This is a genomic window from Xanthobacter sp. SG618 (genome assembly GCF_012932745.1).
Taxonomy (GTDB): domain Bacteria; phylum Pseudomonadota; class Alphaproteobacteria; order Rhizobiales; family Xanthobacteraceae; genus Xanthobacter; species Xanthobacter flavus.
The window spans coordinates 802,343-819,982 of the sequence record NZ_JABBHL010000002.1; the positions used below are offsets into that span (position 1 = coordinate 802,343).

Annotated in this window: 16 protein-coding genes; 7 read left to right on the top strand and 9 right to left on the bottom strand. The window is 69.1% G+C overall.

All coding sequences use genetic code 11. The features are described from left to right. Positions 1-221: 221 nt before the first annotated feature. The gene (locus FHT36_RS09130) at positions 222-734 is read right to left on the bottom strand and encodes a universal stress protein (protein WP_169122135.1); all 513 of its coding nucleotides are present in this window, start codon (positions 732-734) and stop codon (positions 222-224) included. Between the two features lie 183 nt (positions 735-917). Here FHT36_RS09130 and FHT36_RS09135 point away from each other — a divergent pair, with 183 nt between their 5' ends. The 5 genes from FHT36_RS09135 (at position 918) to FHT36_RS09155 (ending at position 5,621) form a co-directional block, all read left to right on the top strand. Beyond that, positions 918-1,355, top strand: a complete 438-nt coding sequence (locus tag FHT36_RS09135) for a heme-binding protein (protein ID WP_169122136.1) — start codon at positions 918-920, stop codon at positions 1,353-1,355. A gap of 331 nt (positions 1,356-1,686) precedes the next feature. After that, the gene (gene rpsO / locus FHT36_RS09140; RefSeq protein ID WP_024281319.1) at positions 1,687-1,956 is read left to right on the top strand and encodes a 30S ribosomal protein S15; all 270 of its coding nucleotides are present in this window, start codon (positions 1,687-1,689) and stop codon (positions 1,954-1,956) included. A 232-nt stretch (positions 1,957-2,188) separates the two neighbouring features. Continuing rightward, positions 2,189-4,369 carry a polyribonucleotide nucleotidyltransferase gene (pnp, locus tag FHT36_RS09145; RefSeq protein ID WP_169122137.1) on the top strand — a complete coding sequence of 727 codons (2,181 nt, stop codon included), beginning with the start codon at positions 2,189-2,191 and terminating at the stop codon, positions 4,367-4,369. Between the two features lie 144 nt (positions 4,370-4,513). Next, a complete protein-coding gene (locus FHT36_RS09150) occupies positions 4,514-4,894 on the top strand; it encodes an antitoxin Xre/MbcA/ParS toxin-binding domain-containing protein (RefSeq protein WP_169122138.1) in 381 nt (126 codons plus the stop codon). Next, positions 4,854-5,621 (top strand): RES family NAD+ phosphorylase, encoded by a 768-nt coding sequence (locus FHT36_RS09155; RefSeq protein ID WP_169122139.1) that lies wholly within the window; start codon positions 4,854-4,856, stop codon positions 5,619-5,621. Before FHT36_RS09150 ends, FHT36_RS09155 begins: the two co-directional genes overlap by 41 nt. 8 nt (positions 5,622-5,629) lie before the next feature. Here the strand turns inward: FHT36_RS09155 and FHT36_RS09160 are convergent, their stop codons facing one another. Both FHT36_RS09160 and FHT36_RS09165 read right to left on the bottom strand, forming a co-directional pair. Beyond that, the gene (locus FHT36_RS09160; protein WP_169122140.1) at positions 5,630-5,950 is read right to left on the bottom strand and encodes a YbaB/EbfC family nucleoid-associated protein; all 321 of its coding nucleotides are present in this window, start codon (positions 5,948-5,950) and stop codon (positions 5,630-5,632) included. 17 nt (positions 5,951-5,967) lie between these two features. Beyond that, positions 5,968-7,827: a DNA polymerase III subunit gamma/tau gene (locus tag FHT36_RS09165; protein WP_169122141.1), complete on the bottom strand. Its 1,860-nt coding sequence runs from the start codon at positions 7,825-7,827 to the stop codon at positions 5,968-5,970. Positions 7,828-8,023: 196 nt separating this feature from the next. Between FHT36_RS09165 and FHT36_RS09170 the strand changes: the two genes are divergently transcribed. Beyond that, positions 8,024-9,250 (top strand): TIGR03862 family flavoprotein, encoded by a 1,227-nt coding sequence (locus tag FHT36_RS09170; protein ID WP_169122255.1) that lies wholly within the window; start codon positions 8,024-8,026, stop codon positions 9,248-9,250. Here FHT36_RS09170 and FHT36_RS09175 read toward each other — a convergent pair. The 4 genes from FHT36_RS09175 to FHT36_RS09190 form a co-directional block, all read right to left on the bottom strand. Further along, entirely contained in the window at positions 9,240-9,797 is a 558-nt protein-coding gene (locus tag FHT36_RS09175; RefSeq protein ID WP_169122142.1) for a DUF924 family protein, read from the bottom strand. The genes FHT36_RS09170 and FHT36_RS09175 overlap by 11 nt on opposite strands. After that, positions 9,794-10,972, bottom strand: coding sequence for a GTP-binding protein (locus FHT36_RS09180; protein ID WP_169122143.1), 1,179 nt, complete (start codon positions 10,970-10,972; stop codon positions 9,794-9,796). The genes FHT36_RS09175 and FHT36_RS09180 overlap by 4 nt, the downstream gene beginning before the upstream one ends. A gap of 134 nt (positions 10,973-11,106) precedes the next feature. Then, positions 11,107-12,405, bottom strand: a complete 1,299-nt coding sequence (locus FHT36_RS09185; protein ID WP_348644405.1) for a D-alanyl-D-alanine carboxypeptidase family protein — start codon at positions 12,403-12,405, stop codon at positions 11,107-11,109. Between the two features lie 293 nt (positions 12,406-12,698). Beyond that, entirely contained in the window at positions 12,699-14,495 is a 1,797-nt protein-coding gene (locus tag FHT36_RS09190; protein ID WP_169122145.1) for a glucan ABC transporter ATP-binding protein/ permease, read from the bottom strand. Between the two features lie 145 nt (positions 14,496-14,640). Between FHT36_RS09190 and FHT36_RS09195 the strand changes: the two genes are divergently transcribed. After that, a complete protein-coding gene (locus FHT36_RS09195; RefSeq protein WP_237354827.1) occupies positions 14,641-15,342 on the top strand; it encodes a TetR/AcrR family transcriptional regulator in 702 nt (233 codons plus the stop codon). 4 nt (positions 15,343-15,346) lie between these two features. On the opposite strand, the gene FHT36_RS09200 is transcribed toward FHT36_RS09195, so the two are convergent. After that, positions 15,347-16,363 (bottom strand): phosphotransferase family protein, encoded by a 1,017-nt coding sequence (locus FHT36_RS09200; RefSeq protein WP_169122147.1) that lies wholly within the window; start codon positions 16,361-16,363, stop codon positions 15,347-15,349. After that, positions 16,360-17,577: an acyl-CoA dehydrogenase family protein gene (locus FHT36_RS09205; protein ID WP_169122148.1), complete on the bottom strand. Its 1,218-nt coding sequence runs from the start codon at positions 17,575-17,577 to the stop codon at positions 16,360-16,362. The genes FHT36_RS09200 and FHT36_RS09205 overlap by 4 nt, the downstream gene beginning before the upstream one ends. Positions 17,578-17,640: the final 63 nt, after the last annotated feature.

Genomic DNA, 17,640 nt, shown 5'->3' on the forward strand with positions numbered 1-17,640 from the left:
GGCCGCCGACCGCGCTCCGCCTCGACCCGTCGACGGAGACGCCAGCGCCGAAGAGCCCGCCATCGCCGCATCGTGATGGCCCGTCAGCGCCCGATCCGCCACCGCTGCCGGATCAACCAGACATTCGAACCGCCGGCCCGAGCGAGGATCAAGTCCTTGCGTTTCTCGACCGGACCGCGCGACCGCCGGGATGGAGCGATCCATCCCGGCGGTGCACGCTCTCAGGCCAATCCATCCAGCTCCTGATCGGTCAGCGCGCCCGGCACGATGGTAACGGGGATGGGAAACCGCGCCGCATGGCCGGCGGCGAGCGAGGCCACCAGCGGCCCCGGCCCGTCCTTTCCCGTCCCAGCGGCCAGCACCAGGATGGCGATGTCGCGGTCCTCGTGGATCACGGCTCCGATGGCTTCCGCTAGGGCGCCTTCGCGGATCACGGTTTCCGGGGCGACGCCGGCCACCTGCCGTGCCCGCGCGACATATTTGGCGAGCCGGGCTTCCATCTCCTCATGCGCCTCGGCCCGCATCAGGTCAGCGACGCCGAGCCATTGCTGGCTGACGCCTTCAAGCTCCAGAACCCCCAGCATCACCACCCCACCCTCGGTGCCGGCGGCGCGGCGCGCGGCGTAATAGACGGCGCGGTCGCATTCCGGGGTATCGTCCACCACCACCAGGAACTTGCGACGATGCCCGGGTTCGCGGCTCTGGCGCGGGGCTACGGTCCGCGTGGGGATCATGACGACTCTCCCGGATCGGATCTCTGGGGCGGGGCCGCCCATGGTGGCACGGCGGCGGGGGCGCGGGGGAGAGGATTTTCCAGCCCTCCCCACCCGGTTCGCATCGGGCGCCGCATGGGCTAGAGGGAGACGTCAGAGGCAATCGCGACGCCGCCCGGCGTCCGAAGGGGAAAGGACCAAGGCGTGTCGGAACTCAAGCTCGATCAGGCCCAGACCATCGTCACGACAGCGCTCGCCCATGCCCGGGCCGGCAGCATGAACCCGCTCGCGGTCTGCGTGCTCGACGCGCGCGGCGCGCTCAAGGCGGCCGGCTCCGAGGACGGCACCAGCCTCAACCGCATGGACATCGCCCTCGGCAAGGCCAAGGGTGCGCTGGCGCTGGGCATGGGCTCGCGCGCGCTGTTCAAGCGGGCGAAGGACCAGCCCTTCTTCATCGCCGCCGCCACCTCCGCCATCGGCGGCTCGCTGATCCCGGTGCCGGGCGGCGTGCTGATCCGTTCCGGCGACGGCAAGGTGATCGGCGTGGTCGGCATCTCCGGCGACACCTCCGACAATGACGAGGCCTGCGCCATCGCCGGCATCACCGCCGCCGGCCACATGCCCGACCAGGGCGCCGACTGAGCGACATTGTCCGTCCGGGCACGGACGGCGCGCGCGCCCGGAGGCGGCGAAACATTCCGCTGGCCGGGCGCGGAAATTTGGCTATAGTCCGCCGCGCGGACGGTGCCCCTCGGGGCGCCGCGTTTCCTGTTGGCGGCATAATATGCTGATAACCATACGGAAACGGCAACGGGCGGTCGCTGGACCGCACCCGCGTTTCGCACACCCTCGACCGTGCTGGACGACATCCCGGCCCGGCCGACCGGAGACCGAGAGCCTGCCGCTACCTCCTGGAGGGACCCGGCGCCAGGGCTTCCGGCTCCTTCCCACTCTCTGTTGAAAGGATTGACCGATGTCGATCACGGCAGAGCGCAAGCAGGCGCTCATCAAGGACTTTGGTGCCAAGGACGGCGACACGGGTTCGCCCGAAGTGCAGGTGGCGATCCTCACCGAGCGCATCACCAACCTCACCGAGCACTTCAAGTCCCACAACAAGGACAACCACTCGCGTCGCGGGCTGCTCAAGCTCGTCTCGCAGCGGCGCAGCCTCCTCGACTATCTGAAGAAGAAGGACGAGGGCCGCTACAAGTCCCTCATCGGGCGTCTGGGCATCCGCCGCTGACGCCGGTTTCCGGCGCCGGCCGGCGACAGGCTGGCGCCGCGCGCCCCCGCCACGGGGGCGCATATACGCAGCGGGCATGGGGCCTGCTGCGGGTCCGTGAATGGAAGAAGCCATGGCAGGATCGCCGGACGCAACCGTCGGAGCCCCCGTATGAGGGTTTGGCTTCGCGCGGCGCGTCCGGCCGTCTTGCTCATGGCTTTTTTCGTTCGCGCCTGAACTGAAAGAGCAAGACATGTTCGACATCCACCGCGAAGAGCTGGACTGGGGCGGAACCACCCTCACCCTCGAGACGGGCAAGATGGCCCGCCAGGCCGACGGCTCCGTGCTCGCCACCTACGGCGACACCAAGGTTCTCGCCACCGTCGTTTCGGCCAAGGAGCCGAAGCCGGGCCAGGACTTCTTCCCCCTCACCGTGAACTACCAGGAAAAGACCTACGCGGCCGGCCGCATCCCCGGCGGCTACTTCAAGCGCGAGGGTCGTCCGTCCGAGAAGGAGACGCTGGTCTCCCGCCTCATCGACCGCCCGATCCGCCCCCTGTTCCCCGAGGGCTACAAGTGCGACACCCAGGTGGTCGTCACCGTGCTGGCGCATGACCTCGAGAACGACCCCGACGTGGTCGCCCTGGTCGCCGCTTCCGCCGCCCTGACCCTCTCCGGCATTCCTTTCATGGGTCCGGTGGGCGCCGCCCGCGTCGGCTTCATCGACAATGAATATGTGCTCAACCCCACCGTCGACGAGGTGAAGGAAAGCTCCCTCGACCTCGTGGTCGCCGGCACGGGCGACGCGGTGCTGATGGTGGAATCGGAAGCCAAGGAGCTGCCCGAGGAGATCATGCTCGGCGCCGTGATGTTCGGCCACCGCCACTTCCAGCCGGTGATCGAGGCCATCATCAAGCTCGCCGAGAAGGCCGCCAAGGAGCCCCGCACCTTCGCGCCGCTCGACGTCTCGGAGATCGAGGCCAAGGTGAAGGAGATCGCCGAGCACGATCTGCGCGCCGCCTACAAAATCAAGCAGAAGCAGGACCGCTACGCCGCCGTCGGCGCCGCCAAGTCCAAGGTGAAGAAGTATTACGAGGAGCTCGCCATCGGCGGCACGACCGTGCCGAACCCGCAGGTGGTCTCCGAGGTGTTCAAGGCGCTCGAAGCCAAGATCGTGCGCTGGAACATCCTCGATGACGGCATCCGCATCGACGGCCGCGACGTGCGCACCGTGCGCCCGATCGTCTCCGAGGTCGGCATCCTGCCGCGCGCCCACGGCTCTGCTTTGTTCACCCGCGGCGAGACGCAGGCCCTCGTGGTCGCCACCCTCGGCACCGGCGAGGACGAGCAGTTCATCGACAGCCTGGAAGGCACCTATAAGGAGCACTTCCTGCTGCACTACAACTTCCCGCCCTTCTCCGTGGGCGAGACCGGCCGCATGGGCTCGCCCGGCCGCCGCGAGATCGGCCACGGCAAGCTCGCCTGGCGCGCCATCCGCCCCATGCTGCCGGCCAAGCACGAGTTCCCCTACACCCTGCGCGTGGTGTCGGAGATCCTCGAGTCCAACGGCTCGTCCTCCATGGCCACCGTCTGCGGCACCTCGCTGGCGCTGATGGATGCCGGCGTGCCGCTGCGCCGTCCGGTGGCGGGCATCGCCATGGGCCTCATCCTCGAGGATGAGAAGTTCGCGGTGCTCTCCGACATCCTCGGCGACGAGGACCACCTCGGCGACATGGACTTCAAGGTGGCCGGCACGGAGCAGGGCGTGACCTCGCTCCAGATGGACATCAAGATCGCCGGCATCACCGAGGAGATCATGAAGGTCGCCCTCACCCAGGCGAAGGACGGCCGCGTCCACATCCTCGGCGAGATGTCCAAGGCCCTCACCACCGCCCGCGCGGAACTCGGCGAGCATGCCCCGCGCATCGAGGTGATGAAGATCGCCGTGGACAAGATCCGCGAAGTGATCGGCTCCGGCGGCAAGGTGATCCGCGAGATCGTCGAGAAGACCGGCGCCAAGATCAACATCGAGGACGACGGCACCATCAAAATCGCCTCCGCCTCGGGCGACTCCATCAAGGCCGCCATCAACTGGATCAAGTCCATCGCTTCCGAGCCGGAAGTGGGCCAGATCTATGAGGGCACGGTCGTGAAGGTGGTGGACTTCGGCGCCTTCGTGAACTTCTTCGGCTCCAAGGACGGCCTCGTCCACGTGTCGCAGATGGCCAACGAGCGCGTCGCCAAGCCCTCCGACGTCGTCAAGGAAGGCGACAAGGTGAAGGTGAAGCTCATGGGCTTCGACGAGCGCGGCAAGACCCGCCTGTCCATGAAGGTGGTCGACCAGACCACCGGCGAGGACCTGGAAGCCAAGGCCAAGGCCGAGCGCGAAGCCGGCCGCACCGCCTCCGAAGGCGAGGCCGGCGCAGCGGAGTGATCCTCCGCATCAGCGTTGAATTGAGAAGGGCGGCCGCGAGGCCGCCCTTTTCTTTTGGGGGCCCTCAGCGCTCCCAAGTGCGAAGATATTCCCATAGAAATCTTCTCGTGCTATTCTTTCTATATGAATGCACAGGGAGCTCCTATGCGTGCTGCCCCTCTTGCCGACGCGCCGCTGAGCCAGGGCGCCATGCTGACCAAGGCGGTGCTCCGCGCCGCCGACCGGCTGGGCGTGACGGGGGCGACCCTCGCCGCCGTCATCGGCCTCAGCCCCGCCTCGCTGACCCGCATGAAGAAGGGCGAGTTCGCGCTGGAATCCGGCACGAAGCCGTTCGAGCTGGCCATTCTGTTCGTCCGCCTCTTCCGCTCGCTGGACGCCATCGCCGGAGGGGACGAGCGCATCGCCCGTGCATGGCTCGCCAACCCCAACACCGCGCTGGACGCCGCCCCCATCGACAAGATCAGGACCATTCCGGGATTGATGGATGTCATCGCCTATCTGGACGCCCGACGCGCTATCGTCTGAGGCGCGGCCCTATGCCGGGCGCTGCTGGCGGCTGGTCGAGGCGCAGCACCTGTCGTCCACGCTCAAGCTGGTGGACGACACCGACGAGCAGAAGGTGCTGGAAGACCTCATCGAGGCCACCAAGCCACCCCTCCCGCCGGAGTGCCGGCACCTCGACTACCTTCTGTTCACGCCCTTCCGCTACGAGCCGCCATACCCCCACGGCTCGCGCTTCCGCCGTGCGGGGCGCACGCCCGGCGTCTATTACGCCGCCGAACGGCCGGAGACGGCGCTGGCAGAGTTGGCCTTCTATCGCCTGCTGTTCTTCGCGGAATCGCCGGGCACGCCCTGGCCTCGGAGCGCCAGCCAATACACCGCCTTCGCCGCCGAGGTGCGGACGGAGCGCCATCTCGACCTCACCGCGGAACCGCTTTCAAGGGACAGCGCGGCCTGGACCCACCCCATCGACTACGCCCCCTGCCAGCATCTCGCGGATGTGGCACGGGCGGCGGCGGTGGAGATCATCCGCTACCGCTCCGGGCGCGATCCCGATGCGGGGGCGAACCTCGCCGTAATGGCCTGCCGGGCATTTGCCGCGCCGGCTCCGGTGGAGCGTCGGACGTGGCATATCTTGCTGGGCCGCAAGGGCGTCTCAGCCGTGTGCGAGGCGCCGCGCCAGCGGCTCTCCTTCGGGCGGGAGGCGTTTTCCGCCGACCCGCGCCTCGCCGGCATGATCTGGGAGCGCTGACGCCGTCCTCAGAACAGCTTCAGGCCGGGCGGCAGAGCGAGGCCGCCGGTCAGGGACTGCATCTTTTCCTGCATCACCCGCTCGGCCTTGCCGCGAGCATCGGCCAGAGCGGCGACGATGAGGTCTTCGAGGATCTCCACCTCGTCCGGCTTCACCAGCGAAGGGTCGATGCGCACCGCCTTGCATTCACCCTTGGCCGTGACGCGCACCGAGACGAGACCGCCGCCAGAGGCACCGTCCACCTCGACGGTCTCCAGTTCCGCCTGCATCTGCTGCATGCGTTCCTGAAGCTCCTTGGCCTGCTTCATCATGCCCATGAGGTCGCGCATGGTGCTGTCATCCCTGTCTAGAATTCGATCTCGTCGTCGGCACCGGGGCCGGCCAGATAGTCTTCCTCCGAAGGCGCGAGGCCCTCGTCGGCGGGGGGCTCCTCGCGGGTGCGCACGTCCACCACCTCGGCACCGGGGAAGCGGGCGAGCACGGCGGCCACCAGCGGATGGGCCTTGATGCCCTCCTCCCGCTCGGCTTTCACCGCGGCATTCTCCTCCGCCAGCGTCGGTCCGCCGGACTGGGAGGAGACCGAGACCATCCAGCGCCGGCCGGTCCACTCGTTGAGCTTGCGGGAGAGATCCTGAATGAGGCTGCCCGGTGCGCCGGGCACCAGCGCCACCTCGATGCGCCCGTCCTCCACATGCACGGGCCGCAGCTGCGTCTCGATGCCGTGCTTGAGGGCAAGGTCACGGCGGGCCGCGGCGAGCGCCGCCACGTCGGCAAGGCTGCCGAGCCGTGGCCCCTCGGCGGGCATGGCCGCGCGGGCGTCGACGCGGATGTCCGCGCGCGGCTGCGGCCGGGCTTCCGCCGGACGGGGCGCGAGGGAGAGGCGGGGGCCGCCACCGCCACCACCGCCCGAGGGCAGGGAGGGCGAGGAGGGCGAAGCGGACGGCGCAGGCTGATCCTTCAGCCGGCGCAGCGCATCGTCCGGGGTCGGGAGATCAGCGGCATAAGCAAGGCGCACCAGCACCATCTCCGCCGCCTGCGCGGGCTTGGGGGCCTGCTGCACCTCACCGATGCCCTTCGAGAGCATCTGCCAGGCGCGGGCCAGCACCCGCATGGACAGGCCCTGCGCCATCTCGCTGCCGCGCACCCGCTCGGCCTCCACCAGCGCGGCATCATCCGCCGCATCGGGCACGATCTTGAGGCGGGTGACGAGATGGGTAAAATCCGCGAGATCCGTGAGGATGACGGCGGGGTCGGCCCCGGAATCGTACTGGTCGCGGAATTCCGCCAGCGCGCGGGCGATCTCGCCCTTCATCAGCGCCTCGAACAGGTCGATCACGCGCCCCTTGTCGGCGAGGCCGAGCAGGCGCCGCACTTCATCCGCGCTCACCGTGCCTCCGCCATGGGCGATGGCCTGATCCAGCAAGGACAGGCTGTCGCGCACCGAGCCCTCGGCCGCGCGGGCGACGATGGAGAGGGCCTCCGGCTCGATGGTGACGCCTTCGCGGGCGCAGATGCCGGAGAGGTGCGCGGCCAGCGTGCCCGCCTCCACCCGGCGCAGATCGAAGCGCTGGCAGCGGGACAGCACGGTGACGGGCACCTTGCGGATTTCGGTGGTGGCGAAGATGAACTTCACATGCTCCGGCGGCTCCTCGAGCGTCTTCAGCAGCCCGTTGAAGGCCGCCGTGGAGAGCATGTGCACTTCGTCGATGATGTAGACTTTGTAGCGCGCCATCACCGGCCGGTAGCGGGCGCTCTCGATGATCTCGCGGATGTCGTTGATGGAGGTGTTGGACGCAGCGTCCATCTCCATCACGTCCACATGGCGGGATTCGATGATGTCGCGGCAGTGCTTGCCCATCACCGCGAGATCGAGGCTCGGCCCGCCGGCAGCGCCGTCCGCCGGTTCGTAATTGAGGGCGCGGGCGAGGATGCGGGCGGTGGTGGTCTTGCCCACGCCGCGCACGCCGGTGAGGATATAAGCCTGCGCGATCCGCCCGGACGAGAAAGCGTTGCGCAGGGTGCGGACCATGGCCTCCTGGCCGATCAGGTCGGCGAAATTCTGCGGGCGATATTTGCGCGCCAGCACCCGGTAGGCGCCGGGTGAGGCCGCTGCAGGCGCGGCGGTGACAGCCGGCGCAGCTTCGGGCAGGCCGAGGTCGAAGCCCGGTCCGTCCTGCTGGTCGTCGCTGTGCTGCTCGTCGCTCATCTGGCCGCCTTCAGGGCCGGCGCCGGCCCACCCCATACATAGCATCGCGCGCCCGCACGTCGATGGGCGGGGCGGCAAATCCCCACCGTCCACGCTCCCAGGCGGGGGCGAGGGCAAGAAAGCTGGCGTCCGGCGCGCCGCCGTGCTTACACCCGCCCATGTGACGCCAGCCCGGCCCCTCGCACCTGCGGACCCGATCGTGAGCCCATCTTCCCGTTCCATCGCCATTGTCGGCGCCGGCCCCGCCGGGCTCGCGGCCGCGGAGGTGTTGTCGGCGGCGGGGTTCCGGGTGGCGCTCTACGACCGCATGCCCTCTGCCGCGCGGAAATTCCTCATGGCGGGGCGCGGCGGGCTCAACCTCACCCATTCCGAACCGGCCGACGCCTTCCTTGCCCGCTATGGCACGGCGGCGGAGCGCCTCGCCCCCGCGCTCGCCGCCTTCCCGCCGCAGGCCCTGCGCGACTGGGCGGCGGGGCTGGGGGAGCAGACCTTCGTCGGCTCCAGTGGACGCGTCTTCCCCAGGAGCTTCAAGGCCTCGCCGCTGCTCCGCGCCTGGCTGGGCCAGCTCGCGGCGAACGGCGTCACCTTCCATCCCCGGCATGACTGGCGGGGCTTCGACGCCGCCGGTGCCCTGCTGTTCGAGACGCCGGACGGCCCGGCCGAGGTGAAGGCGGATGCCGTCATCCTCGCCCTCGGCGGAGCCTCGTGGCCGCGGCTGGGCTCGAATGGCGGCTTCGTGCCGGCGCTGCGCGCCCTCGGCGTCGAGGTAAAGGATTTCGTGCCGGCCAATATGGGCGTTCTCGTCCCGTGGTCCGAGGTTTTCCGCCAGAAGTTCGCCGGCACGCCCCTGAAGCGCATCGCCCTCACCTTCAACGGCGTGACGGTGAAGGGCGAGGCCATGGTGAGCGCGGCCGGACTGGAAGGGGGGGCCATCTACGCCCTCTCCGCACCGCTCCGGCGGGCGCTCGCGGACGGCCCCGTGACGCTGCACGTGGATCTACGGCCCGACCTTGATGGCGCGGAGCTGGCGCGGCGGCTCGGCGGCGGGCCGGGCAGCGCCTCGCTCTCCACCTTCCTACGCAAGGCGGCGGGGCTCGCGCCGGTGGCGGTGGGGCTCATCCGCGAGGCGACCGGCCCCGCGCGGCCTGATCCGGCAACGCTGGCCCGGCTCGTGAAGGCGCTGCCGCTCACCATCACCGGCCATGCCGGGCTGGAGCGGGCCATCTCGTCCGCCGGCGGCATCGCCTGGGATGGCATCGGCCCGGATTTTTCGCTGTTGGGCCTGCCGCCGCATCTGCCGCCGGTGTTCGTTGCCGGCGAGATGCTGGATTGGGAGGCGCCCACGGGCGGCTACCTCCTTCAGGCGGTCATCGCCACGGGCCGGGCCGCCGGCGCTGGCGCACTGGCGCGCCTCAGCCGCTGAAGCCGCCGTTCGACAGATAGTCCGCCTCTTCCGGCGTTGTCTCCCGGCCGAGGATGGCGTTGCGGTGGGGGAAGCGGCCGAAACGGTCGATGCACTCCTGGTGGATGAGCGCATAGCGCAGCCCTTCCTCCTGCCCCAAGGCGCGATAGAGCGCGACGCATCGCGCCTGCGCCGCCCGGTCCTCCGCGTGCATGAAGGGCAGGTAGAAGAAGCTGCGCAGCGCGTCCGGAATGGACGGGTCCTTGTCGAACCCCCGATCCAGCGCCTTCTCCGCCGCCGCCAGCGCCATGGCATCGGTGGCGAATGCCTGCGGGGTGCCCCGGAACACATTCCGCGGCACCTGATCGAGCAGGATGATGCGGGCGAACGCGCCGGGCGCCGTGCCCTGCCAGCCGTCGAGAGCGCTTTGCGCCGCCGCCTCATGGGCCGGCAGCAGGGCGGCGCGCACCTCCGCGTCGAAGGCCGGGCCGCCGCCGAACCATTTCTCGCGGCCGGCAGCCTGCCAGAAGGAGAGCACCGCCTCGGGAGTGGGAACGCGCGCGCTCATCGGCCCATCCCCGGAGGGGCCAGCGGATTGTCGGTGAGCGCGGCGCGGTCCGGCATGTCCACCTGCGGAATGCCGAGGAAGGCGTTGAACAGGCGGGCGATCACCTTGGGATCGAGGTCGCGCACGATCATCACGAGGCGGCTCCTGTGGTCGTCGTCGGGCCAGCCGGCGAGGCGGGCGGGCGGGTGCATCACATGCTGCACGGCATGAATCACCACGGGCGTGTCCGGTTCCTCGGAGAGCTTCACGATGCCCTTCATGCGCAGCAGTTTGGCGCCATGGGTGCCGCGCAGCAGCTCCAGGAACAAATCAAGGGTCGAGGCCGGAATGGCGGCGTCCGTGGCGAGGGTGAAGGCGCGGATGCGGCTGTCATGCCGGTTCGGATCGAGGCCTGAGGGATCGAGCTCGGCCTGCGCCGCCGCCACGTCCTCGGCCGCCAGCCAGCGGGCGACGTCCGGTATCCGTGTCTTGGCGTCGAACAGGCCGGCGCCGAGCAGGGCGTCCGCCGTCGCTTCCCCGGCCGCCGTATCGACGATCTTCGCCGCCGGGGCGAGGCGATGAAGCCGCGCCTTCAGCGCCTCGAGGGCGGCGCGGCCTTCGGCGTCCGCCACGAGATCGGACTTGGTGAGGACGATGCGGTCGGCCACCGCCGCCTGCTTCACCGCCTCGTCATGGGCATCGAGGGTGGCGTCGCCGTTCACCGCGTCCACCACGCAGACGATGCCGTCAAGCCGGTAGCGCAGGCCGAGATAGGGATGGGTCATCAGGGTGTGGATCACCGGCGCCGGATCGGCGAGGCCGGTGGTCTCGATGACGACGCGGGAGAAGGGCGGCAGGCGATCATTGTCGCGGCCGCGCAGCAGATCCTCCAGCGCGGCGACCAGATCGCCCCGCACCGTGCAGCACAGGCAGCCGGACGAGAGCATCACGATGCCCTCCTCCACCGGCCGCACGAACAGATGGTCCAGCCCCACCTCGCCGAACTCGTTGATGAGCACGGCGGTGTCGGCCAGCGCCGGGTCGGCGAGGAGCACGTTGAGGAGCGTCGTCTTGCCGGCACCGAGGAAGCCGGTGAGCACGGTGACGGCGATGGGATCGGGCGGCCCGCGGCGGGACGCGACAGGTTCTGCGGCGGATGCGCCTTCCGTTGGGAAGGCGTCGGAGGAGCCCGGCATGGGGTGTCTCCCGGACGGAGGGATGGATTGCCTCCCTGCCTCTACGAGACGGTCTGCCGGGTCAAGGGTGAGGTTGGCAGCAGGCGAAGACCTGCCGCCTTATGCCGCCAAAATTTCCCCGGAGAGCCGGCGACCTAGGTCGCCGGTTTGGGCGCCGGGGCGGCGGCCTCGGGATTGGCGGGCGCAGGGGTGGGCTTCGGCTTGGGCTTCGGCGTTGCAGAGCTGCCGGCCGCGACGGCGCCCTGCGGCTGGGCCTGCTTCTTGTCGGCGGTGGACGCCGGCTTCTTCGCCGCATCCCCGCTCGCCTTTTCACCACCCGTCTTGGGCTTGTCGCCGGTGGAGGCCGACTTGCTGTCAGGCTTCGACCCAGCGGCAGCCTTGGGCTTCTTCGGCGGGTCCGGCTCGTAGGCGGTGGCGTAATCCTCCACCGCATTGCGCGTGCCCACATAGACCGGAACCGGCGGCATGGAAGGCGGCAAAGTCTGCAGCAGCTCCGCGCCGGACTTGGGCAGAGCGGGCGTCGCGAAGGAGAAGCTGGAGCTGGACTGCGGATCGGGCTCGTCGTCCGCCTCGGAGGCGGTCACGGCGCGCTTGCCGCCGCACACTTCGGCCCGCATGTCGTAGATCGGCCCGCCGCTGTTGGGGATGGCGGACAGGAGCGGAGCGGCGGCGCCGAACACCGACCAGGATGACTGGAAGCCCTTCTCGAACATCAGCGCCGCCTGCTCGGTGCGGGCCGTGCCGGAACGGGCGCCGAGGATGACGGCGATGAGACGCTTGTTGCCCCGGGTCGCGGTGGCGACGAGATTGTAGCCCGAGCCGCAGACGAAGCCGGTCTTCATGCCGTCCGCGCCGGGATAGCGGTCGATCAGGCGGTTGTAGTTGCGCAGCACCACCTTGCCGATCTTGATGGCCGGGATGCGGAACAGCGCTTCCTGCTCTGGAAAATGGTAGATGATGGCGCGGGCGAGGATGGCGAGGTCGCGGGCGGTGGTCACCTGCGCCGGGTCCGGCAGGCCGTTCGGGTTCTCGAAATGGGTGCCGGTCATGCCGAGGTGCGCGGCGGTGGCGTTCATCTCGGCCACGAAGGCGGGCATGGAGCCGGCGACGCCCTCACCCACCAGCCAGGCCATGTCGTTGGCCGACTTCACCAGAACCATCTTCAGGGCATTGTCGAGGGTGACGACGGTGCCGACCTTGAAGCCCATCTTGGAGGGCTGCTGCGCCGCCGCGGCGGGCGAGACGGTGATCGGTGTATCGAACTTCAGCCGGCCGTTGCGCACGGCGTTGAGCGCCACATAGACCGTCATCAGCTTGGTGACGGAGGCGGGATGCCAGGGACGCCCGGCCTCCTTCTGCTCGATCACCCGACCGGTATCGGCTTCCACCAGCAGGATCGGGTTGGCGCGGGCCGGGATACCGGCAGCAAGCACAAGCCCGAAAGCGGCCAGCAGGCAGCCTGCAAACGAGGCTCGGAGGGCGAAACGTGATGTCGTGGGCGCCAACCGATCCGCTCCCTGTTGAGAAATCGCGCGCAGGAACTGTCCTTCCATAACCGGTTTCGCTTGCGCGGAAAAGGCGGAAGCGAGCCAATGGCCGGTCCGGCACAGGTCGTGGGCCGGCTTTGTCTGCCACAATTCAGCCGCACTCCTTTAAAACGCATAACCTTTACATGAAGGCTTCAGCTTGTCCTTGACGGTGCGCAACCCCGGACTGTCGCACCCGCTCATGTCTCGACGATCACTGCAGGCGCGGGCCGGGGCGCCTCTTCCGCCCCTGCCATGAACTGGGCGCGGGCCAATCCCGCGAAGCGCCCGCCGAGGCGCACCAGCTCGTCGAAGGAGCCGGCCTCCACCACCCGCCCGTGCTCGAACACCAGGATGCGGTCGGCATTGCGCACGGTGGCAAGGCGGTGGGCTATCACGAAGGTGGTGCGGCCTTTCATCACCTCGTCCAGCGCCGCCTGCACCTTGACCTCGGTGGCGGCATCGAGGGCACTCGTCGCCTCATCGAGGATCAGGATGGGTGGATTCTTCAACAAGGCACGGGCGATGGACAGGCGCTGGCGTTCGCCGCCGGAGAGCGCGCGGCCGCGCTCGCCCACCACCGCCTGAAGGCCGAGCGGATTGCGCTCCACCAGCTCCAGCGCCTGGGCGCGGGCGAGCGCCTCGCGCATCTCCGCCTCGGTGGCGTCGGGCTTGCCCACCTTGAGGTTGTCGGCGATGGAGCGGTTGAACAGCAGCGGCTCCTGGAACACCACGCCGATGGCGTGGCGCAGGGAGGAGAGCGTGATGTCGCGGATGTCTTCGCCATCAATGCGGATGGCGCCGGACTGGGGGTCGAACACCCGGTGCAGCAGCGCGAGCGCGGTGGACTTGCCCGCCCCCGTCGTGCCGACGAAGGCGAAGGTCTGGCCCGGCTCGGCGTGAAACGACACGTCCGCCACCGCCGTGCGCTTGCCGTCATAGGAGAAGGACACGTCATCGAACGTCACGTCGCCCTTCACCGGCGGCAGGGGCTTTGCCCCCGGCCGGTCGCGCACCGCGCCCACCGTGTCCAGCACATCGAAGAACTGGGCGAGCTGCGGCGCCGACATCATCAGTCGGTTGAAGAAGGACACCGTGTGGTCCAGCCGGCCGATCAGCATGTTGGCGAAGGCCACGTAGGTGACGATGTCGCCGATATTGGCGAGGCCCTGCATGTAGAGCCAGGTGCCGATGAGCAGGATGGCGAGGATGGTCAGCGTCGTCGCCGCCTTCGTGGCCATGGACACCATCGCCCACCACGACAGCACCGGGATCTGCACCGCCAGCACCCGGTTCACGGTGTCGCGCAGGCCCGAGACCTCGGCCTCCGTGCGTGTGTAGCTCTGGATGACCGCCACATTGCCCAGCGCGTCGGAGGTCTGCTCGGCGAGGTCGGAATTGTATTCCTCCACCTGCCGCTGCATGGCCTCGGTGCGGCTGATCACATAAGCGGTGACGACGCCGAACACCGCCATCAGCACGATCAGCACCAATCCCAGCCGCCAGTTGAGGTAGATGCCCACCGGCACGAGGATGACGAGGGAGAGGATCGCCGCGCAATCCTCCCGGAAGAAGGAGAGCCAGAGGCCCCACAAAGCGTCGACGCCCTCCAGCATCACCTTCAGCAGGCGGCCGGAATGGGTTTCCCCGTGGAAGCTCAGCGGCAGTTGCAGCACGTGCTCGAAATACTGGGTCAGCACCCCGAGACGGCGGCGGTGGGAGAGCCGGTCGGCATGGAGCGAGATCAGCACCCCGGCGCCGATGTTGAACAGGCCGAAGCACACCCAGGCGGCCAGCAGCGGCACAAGGTCGTCCTGATGCGGCAGGCGCTGGGCGGCCTGGGCGGTCGCCAACGCATCGATGATGCGACCGAACAGGATGGGCTCGGCGAACTGCGACACCGCCAGAGCGAGATTCGAGCCGGCCAGCAGCGCCCCCAGCCGGGCCTCCGGCCCGAGGAGGCTGATGGTGCGGGCATAAACGCGCAGAAGGCTCATGCGGACGGGCTCCGGTCCCTTTCCGGCAGCAAAGCGAAGGCAGAGCCATGATGCAAGGGGATGGGACAATTCCGCCGGTGCAGCGCCTCGCTTGACATTCGCCGGCCCGCCCGCAGTCTGCACACAGCTTTGGCGGGGGTCTCGATTGGGCGAGGAACAGGCGGCGCACGCGCAGATCGCGGACTCTCACGCGCCGGATCATTCCCTCGAGGCCAGCGCCGCGCGCATCCTTGCCCGGCATCGCGACGCCATCAAGGTGCGCAAGCCCCATCTGGCGGTGGCGAACCTCGCGCGCATCCTCGGGGCGGCGCTGACGCTGGCCAACCGCCACGGCTTCCACGCCATGACCCTGCGCCAGCTGGCGGAGGAATCCGGCCTCAGCATGGGCGGGCTCTATTCCTACCTCGACAGCAAGGACACGCTGCTTCTCATGATCCTGGAGGAGGTGGCGGAGGCCGCCGAGGGCGCGCTCGCCGCGGCGCCGGAGGCGGTGCGCGCGGACCCGGCCCGGCACCTTGCCTGGCTTATCGAGCGCCACATCCTCCTCACCGAGGCCATGCACCCCTGGTTCGTCTTCGCCTACATGGAGGCGAAGGCCTTCCCGCCGGAGGCCCGCAAGCGCGCGGTGGAGAGCGAGCGCACCACCGAGCGCATCCTCGCCGGCGCCGTCGCCGAGGGCATGCGGCGCGGCACCTTCGCGGCCGGCGACCCGCTGTTCGCGGCGACGCTCATCAAGCCGCTGCTGCAGGACTGGTACGTGAAGCGCAGCAAGTATCGCGAGCGCGGCATCGAGGCGCCGGCCTATGCGGCCGAGGTCAACGCCTTCGTGCGGAAGGCGCTGACCTGATCGCTCAGATGAACGCCGCGGCCCGCGCGGCGAAGGCTTCGGCGAGGCGGCCGGTGTCGGCCGCGCCCTCGGCCGCCGCATTGCCCGCCTTGGCTCGCGCGGCGATGCCCTCGAAGATCACCGCCCAGCGGAACAAAGCGAAGGCCATGTGGAAGTCGGTGAGCTGAGCCCCATGGGTCGCCGCCGCCTGATAGGCCGCGACGAAATCGGCGCGCGCGGGAATGCCCAGGGCATCAAGGTCGAGCCCGTCGATGCCGCCATATTCCTCCGGCCGCGAGACCCAGGCCATGGCGCAATGGGCGAGGTCCGCCAGGGGATGGCCGAGGGTGGACAATTCCCAGTCCAGCACCGCCACCACCTCCGGGCGGGTGGGATGGAACATGAGATTGCCGATGCGATAGTCGCCATGGGCGATGCGGCTGGTCTCGTCCGCCGGCACATGCTCCGGCAGCCACGCCACGAGGCGGTCGATGTTCGCGTCCTCGCGGGTCTTCGAGAGGTCCCACTGGCGGGTCCAGCGCGCGATCTGGCGGCTGAAGTAATTGCCCGGCCGGCCGAAGTCCGCGAGGCCGACGGCGGCCGGGTCCACATTGTGCAGAGCGGCCAGCGTCGTGGCCATGGCCTCGTACATGGCCCGGCGCTCCTGCTGCGTCACGCCCGGCAGGGTGCAGTCGTGGAACACGCGGCCGTCGACCTTCTCCATGACATAGAAGAGGGTGCCGATGACGGACTTGTCCTCGCACAAAGCGAGCACGGGCGGCACGGGCACGCCGGTGCCGGCCAGAGCGTGCATGATGCGATATTCGCGATCCACCGCATGGGCGGAGGGCAGAAGCTCGCCCGGCGGCTGCTTGCGCAGCACCAAAGCGCGATCGTCATAGGTGACGAAGAAGGTCGGGTTGGACTGCCCGCCCGAAATGGCCTGGAAGCGCGGCGTGCCTGAAAGCCCGGGCACGCGAGCCTTCAGCCAGGCGTCCAGCGCGGCGGCATCGAAGCCGAGGGAGGAGGTCTGGTCGCTCACGCTTTGTCTCCCGCCACCGGCCAGTTCCAGAAGCCGTCGCCTTCCTTCTCCAGGAAGCGGTTGAGCACCATCTCGTGCACCGCATCGGCCCCATCCACGATGCGGGCCTGCCGGGCATAGCGGTAGATCCACTCCAGCACCGTATCCTTGGAATAGCCGCGGGCGCCATTGATCTGGATGGCGGTGTCGGCGGCAAGGTGCAGGGTGTTGGCGGCCTTGATCTTGGCCATGGAGATTTCCTTGCGGGCGAGCCCGCCGCGGTCCAGTTCGTAGGCCGCCTTCATGACCAAGAGGCGACCGATCTCGATCTCCATGGCGATGCGCCCGAGCATGGTCTGCACGCTCTCGCGATCGGCAAGGCGAATGCCGAAGCCCTCGCGCACCGCCGCATAGTCGCGGGCGATGGCCACCGAGCGCATGGCGAGACCGAGCCACCGCATGCAGTGGGTGAGCCGCGCCGGGCCAAGGCGGATCTGCGTGACCTTCAGGCCGTCGCCTTCCTTCATCAGCACGTCCTCGGGCGGGATGGTGAGCCCGTCGAACTCCAGCTCGCAATGCCCGCCATGCTCCTCCGGCCCCATGATGGGGATGCGCCGCACGATGCGCCAGCCCGGCGCGTCGCGATGGAAGGCGAAGGCGGTCAGGCCCTTGCGCGCATCATTGGAGGTGCGGGCGACGATGATGAAGTGCGCCGCCTCCTCCGCGCCGGTGATGAACCACTTGCGGCCGTAGATGCGATAGGAGCCGTCCGGCTGCTTCTCCGCCCGCGTGAGCATCATGGAGGGGTCGGAACCACCACCGGGGTGCGGCTCGGTCATGACGAAGGCGGAGCGGACCTCGCCGCGGGCGATGGGGGCGAGCCAGCGGGCCTTCTGGTCGGCCGTGCCTACCTCTTCCAGCACCATCATGTTGCCGTCGTCGGGCGCGGCGGAATTGAACACCACCGGGCCGAAGATGGAGCGGTTCATCTCGGTATAGCAGACCGCCATGCCCATGCGGCCGACGCCGAGCCCGCCATTTTCCGGCTTCAGCTGGAGGCACCACAGCCCCTCCGCCTTCGCCTTCGTGCGCAGGCGCTCCAGCTGCGCGGGGGCGATGTTCTCGTGGGCGTCATAGGCGGCGGGGTCGCTTTCCAGCGGGATGATCTCGTCCGAGACGAACGAAGCGATGCGGCGGCGGAGATCTTCGAGGGCCGGGGAGATCGAGAAATCCATGGGTGCGCCCTTCCAAAAGCAAAAAACGAGCGAGCGCTCGCTTTATATCCCATCGCCACTCCG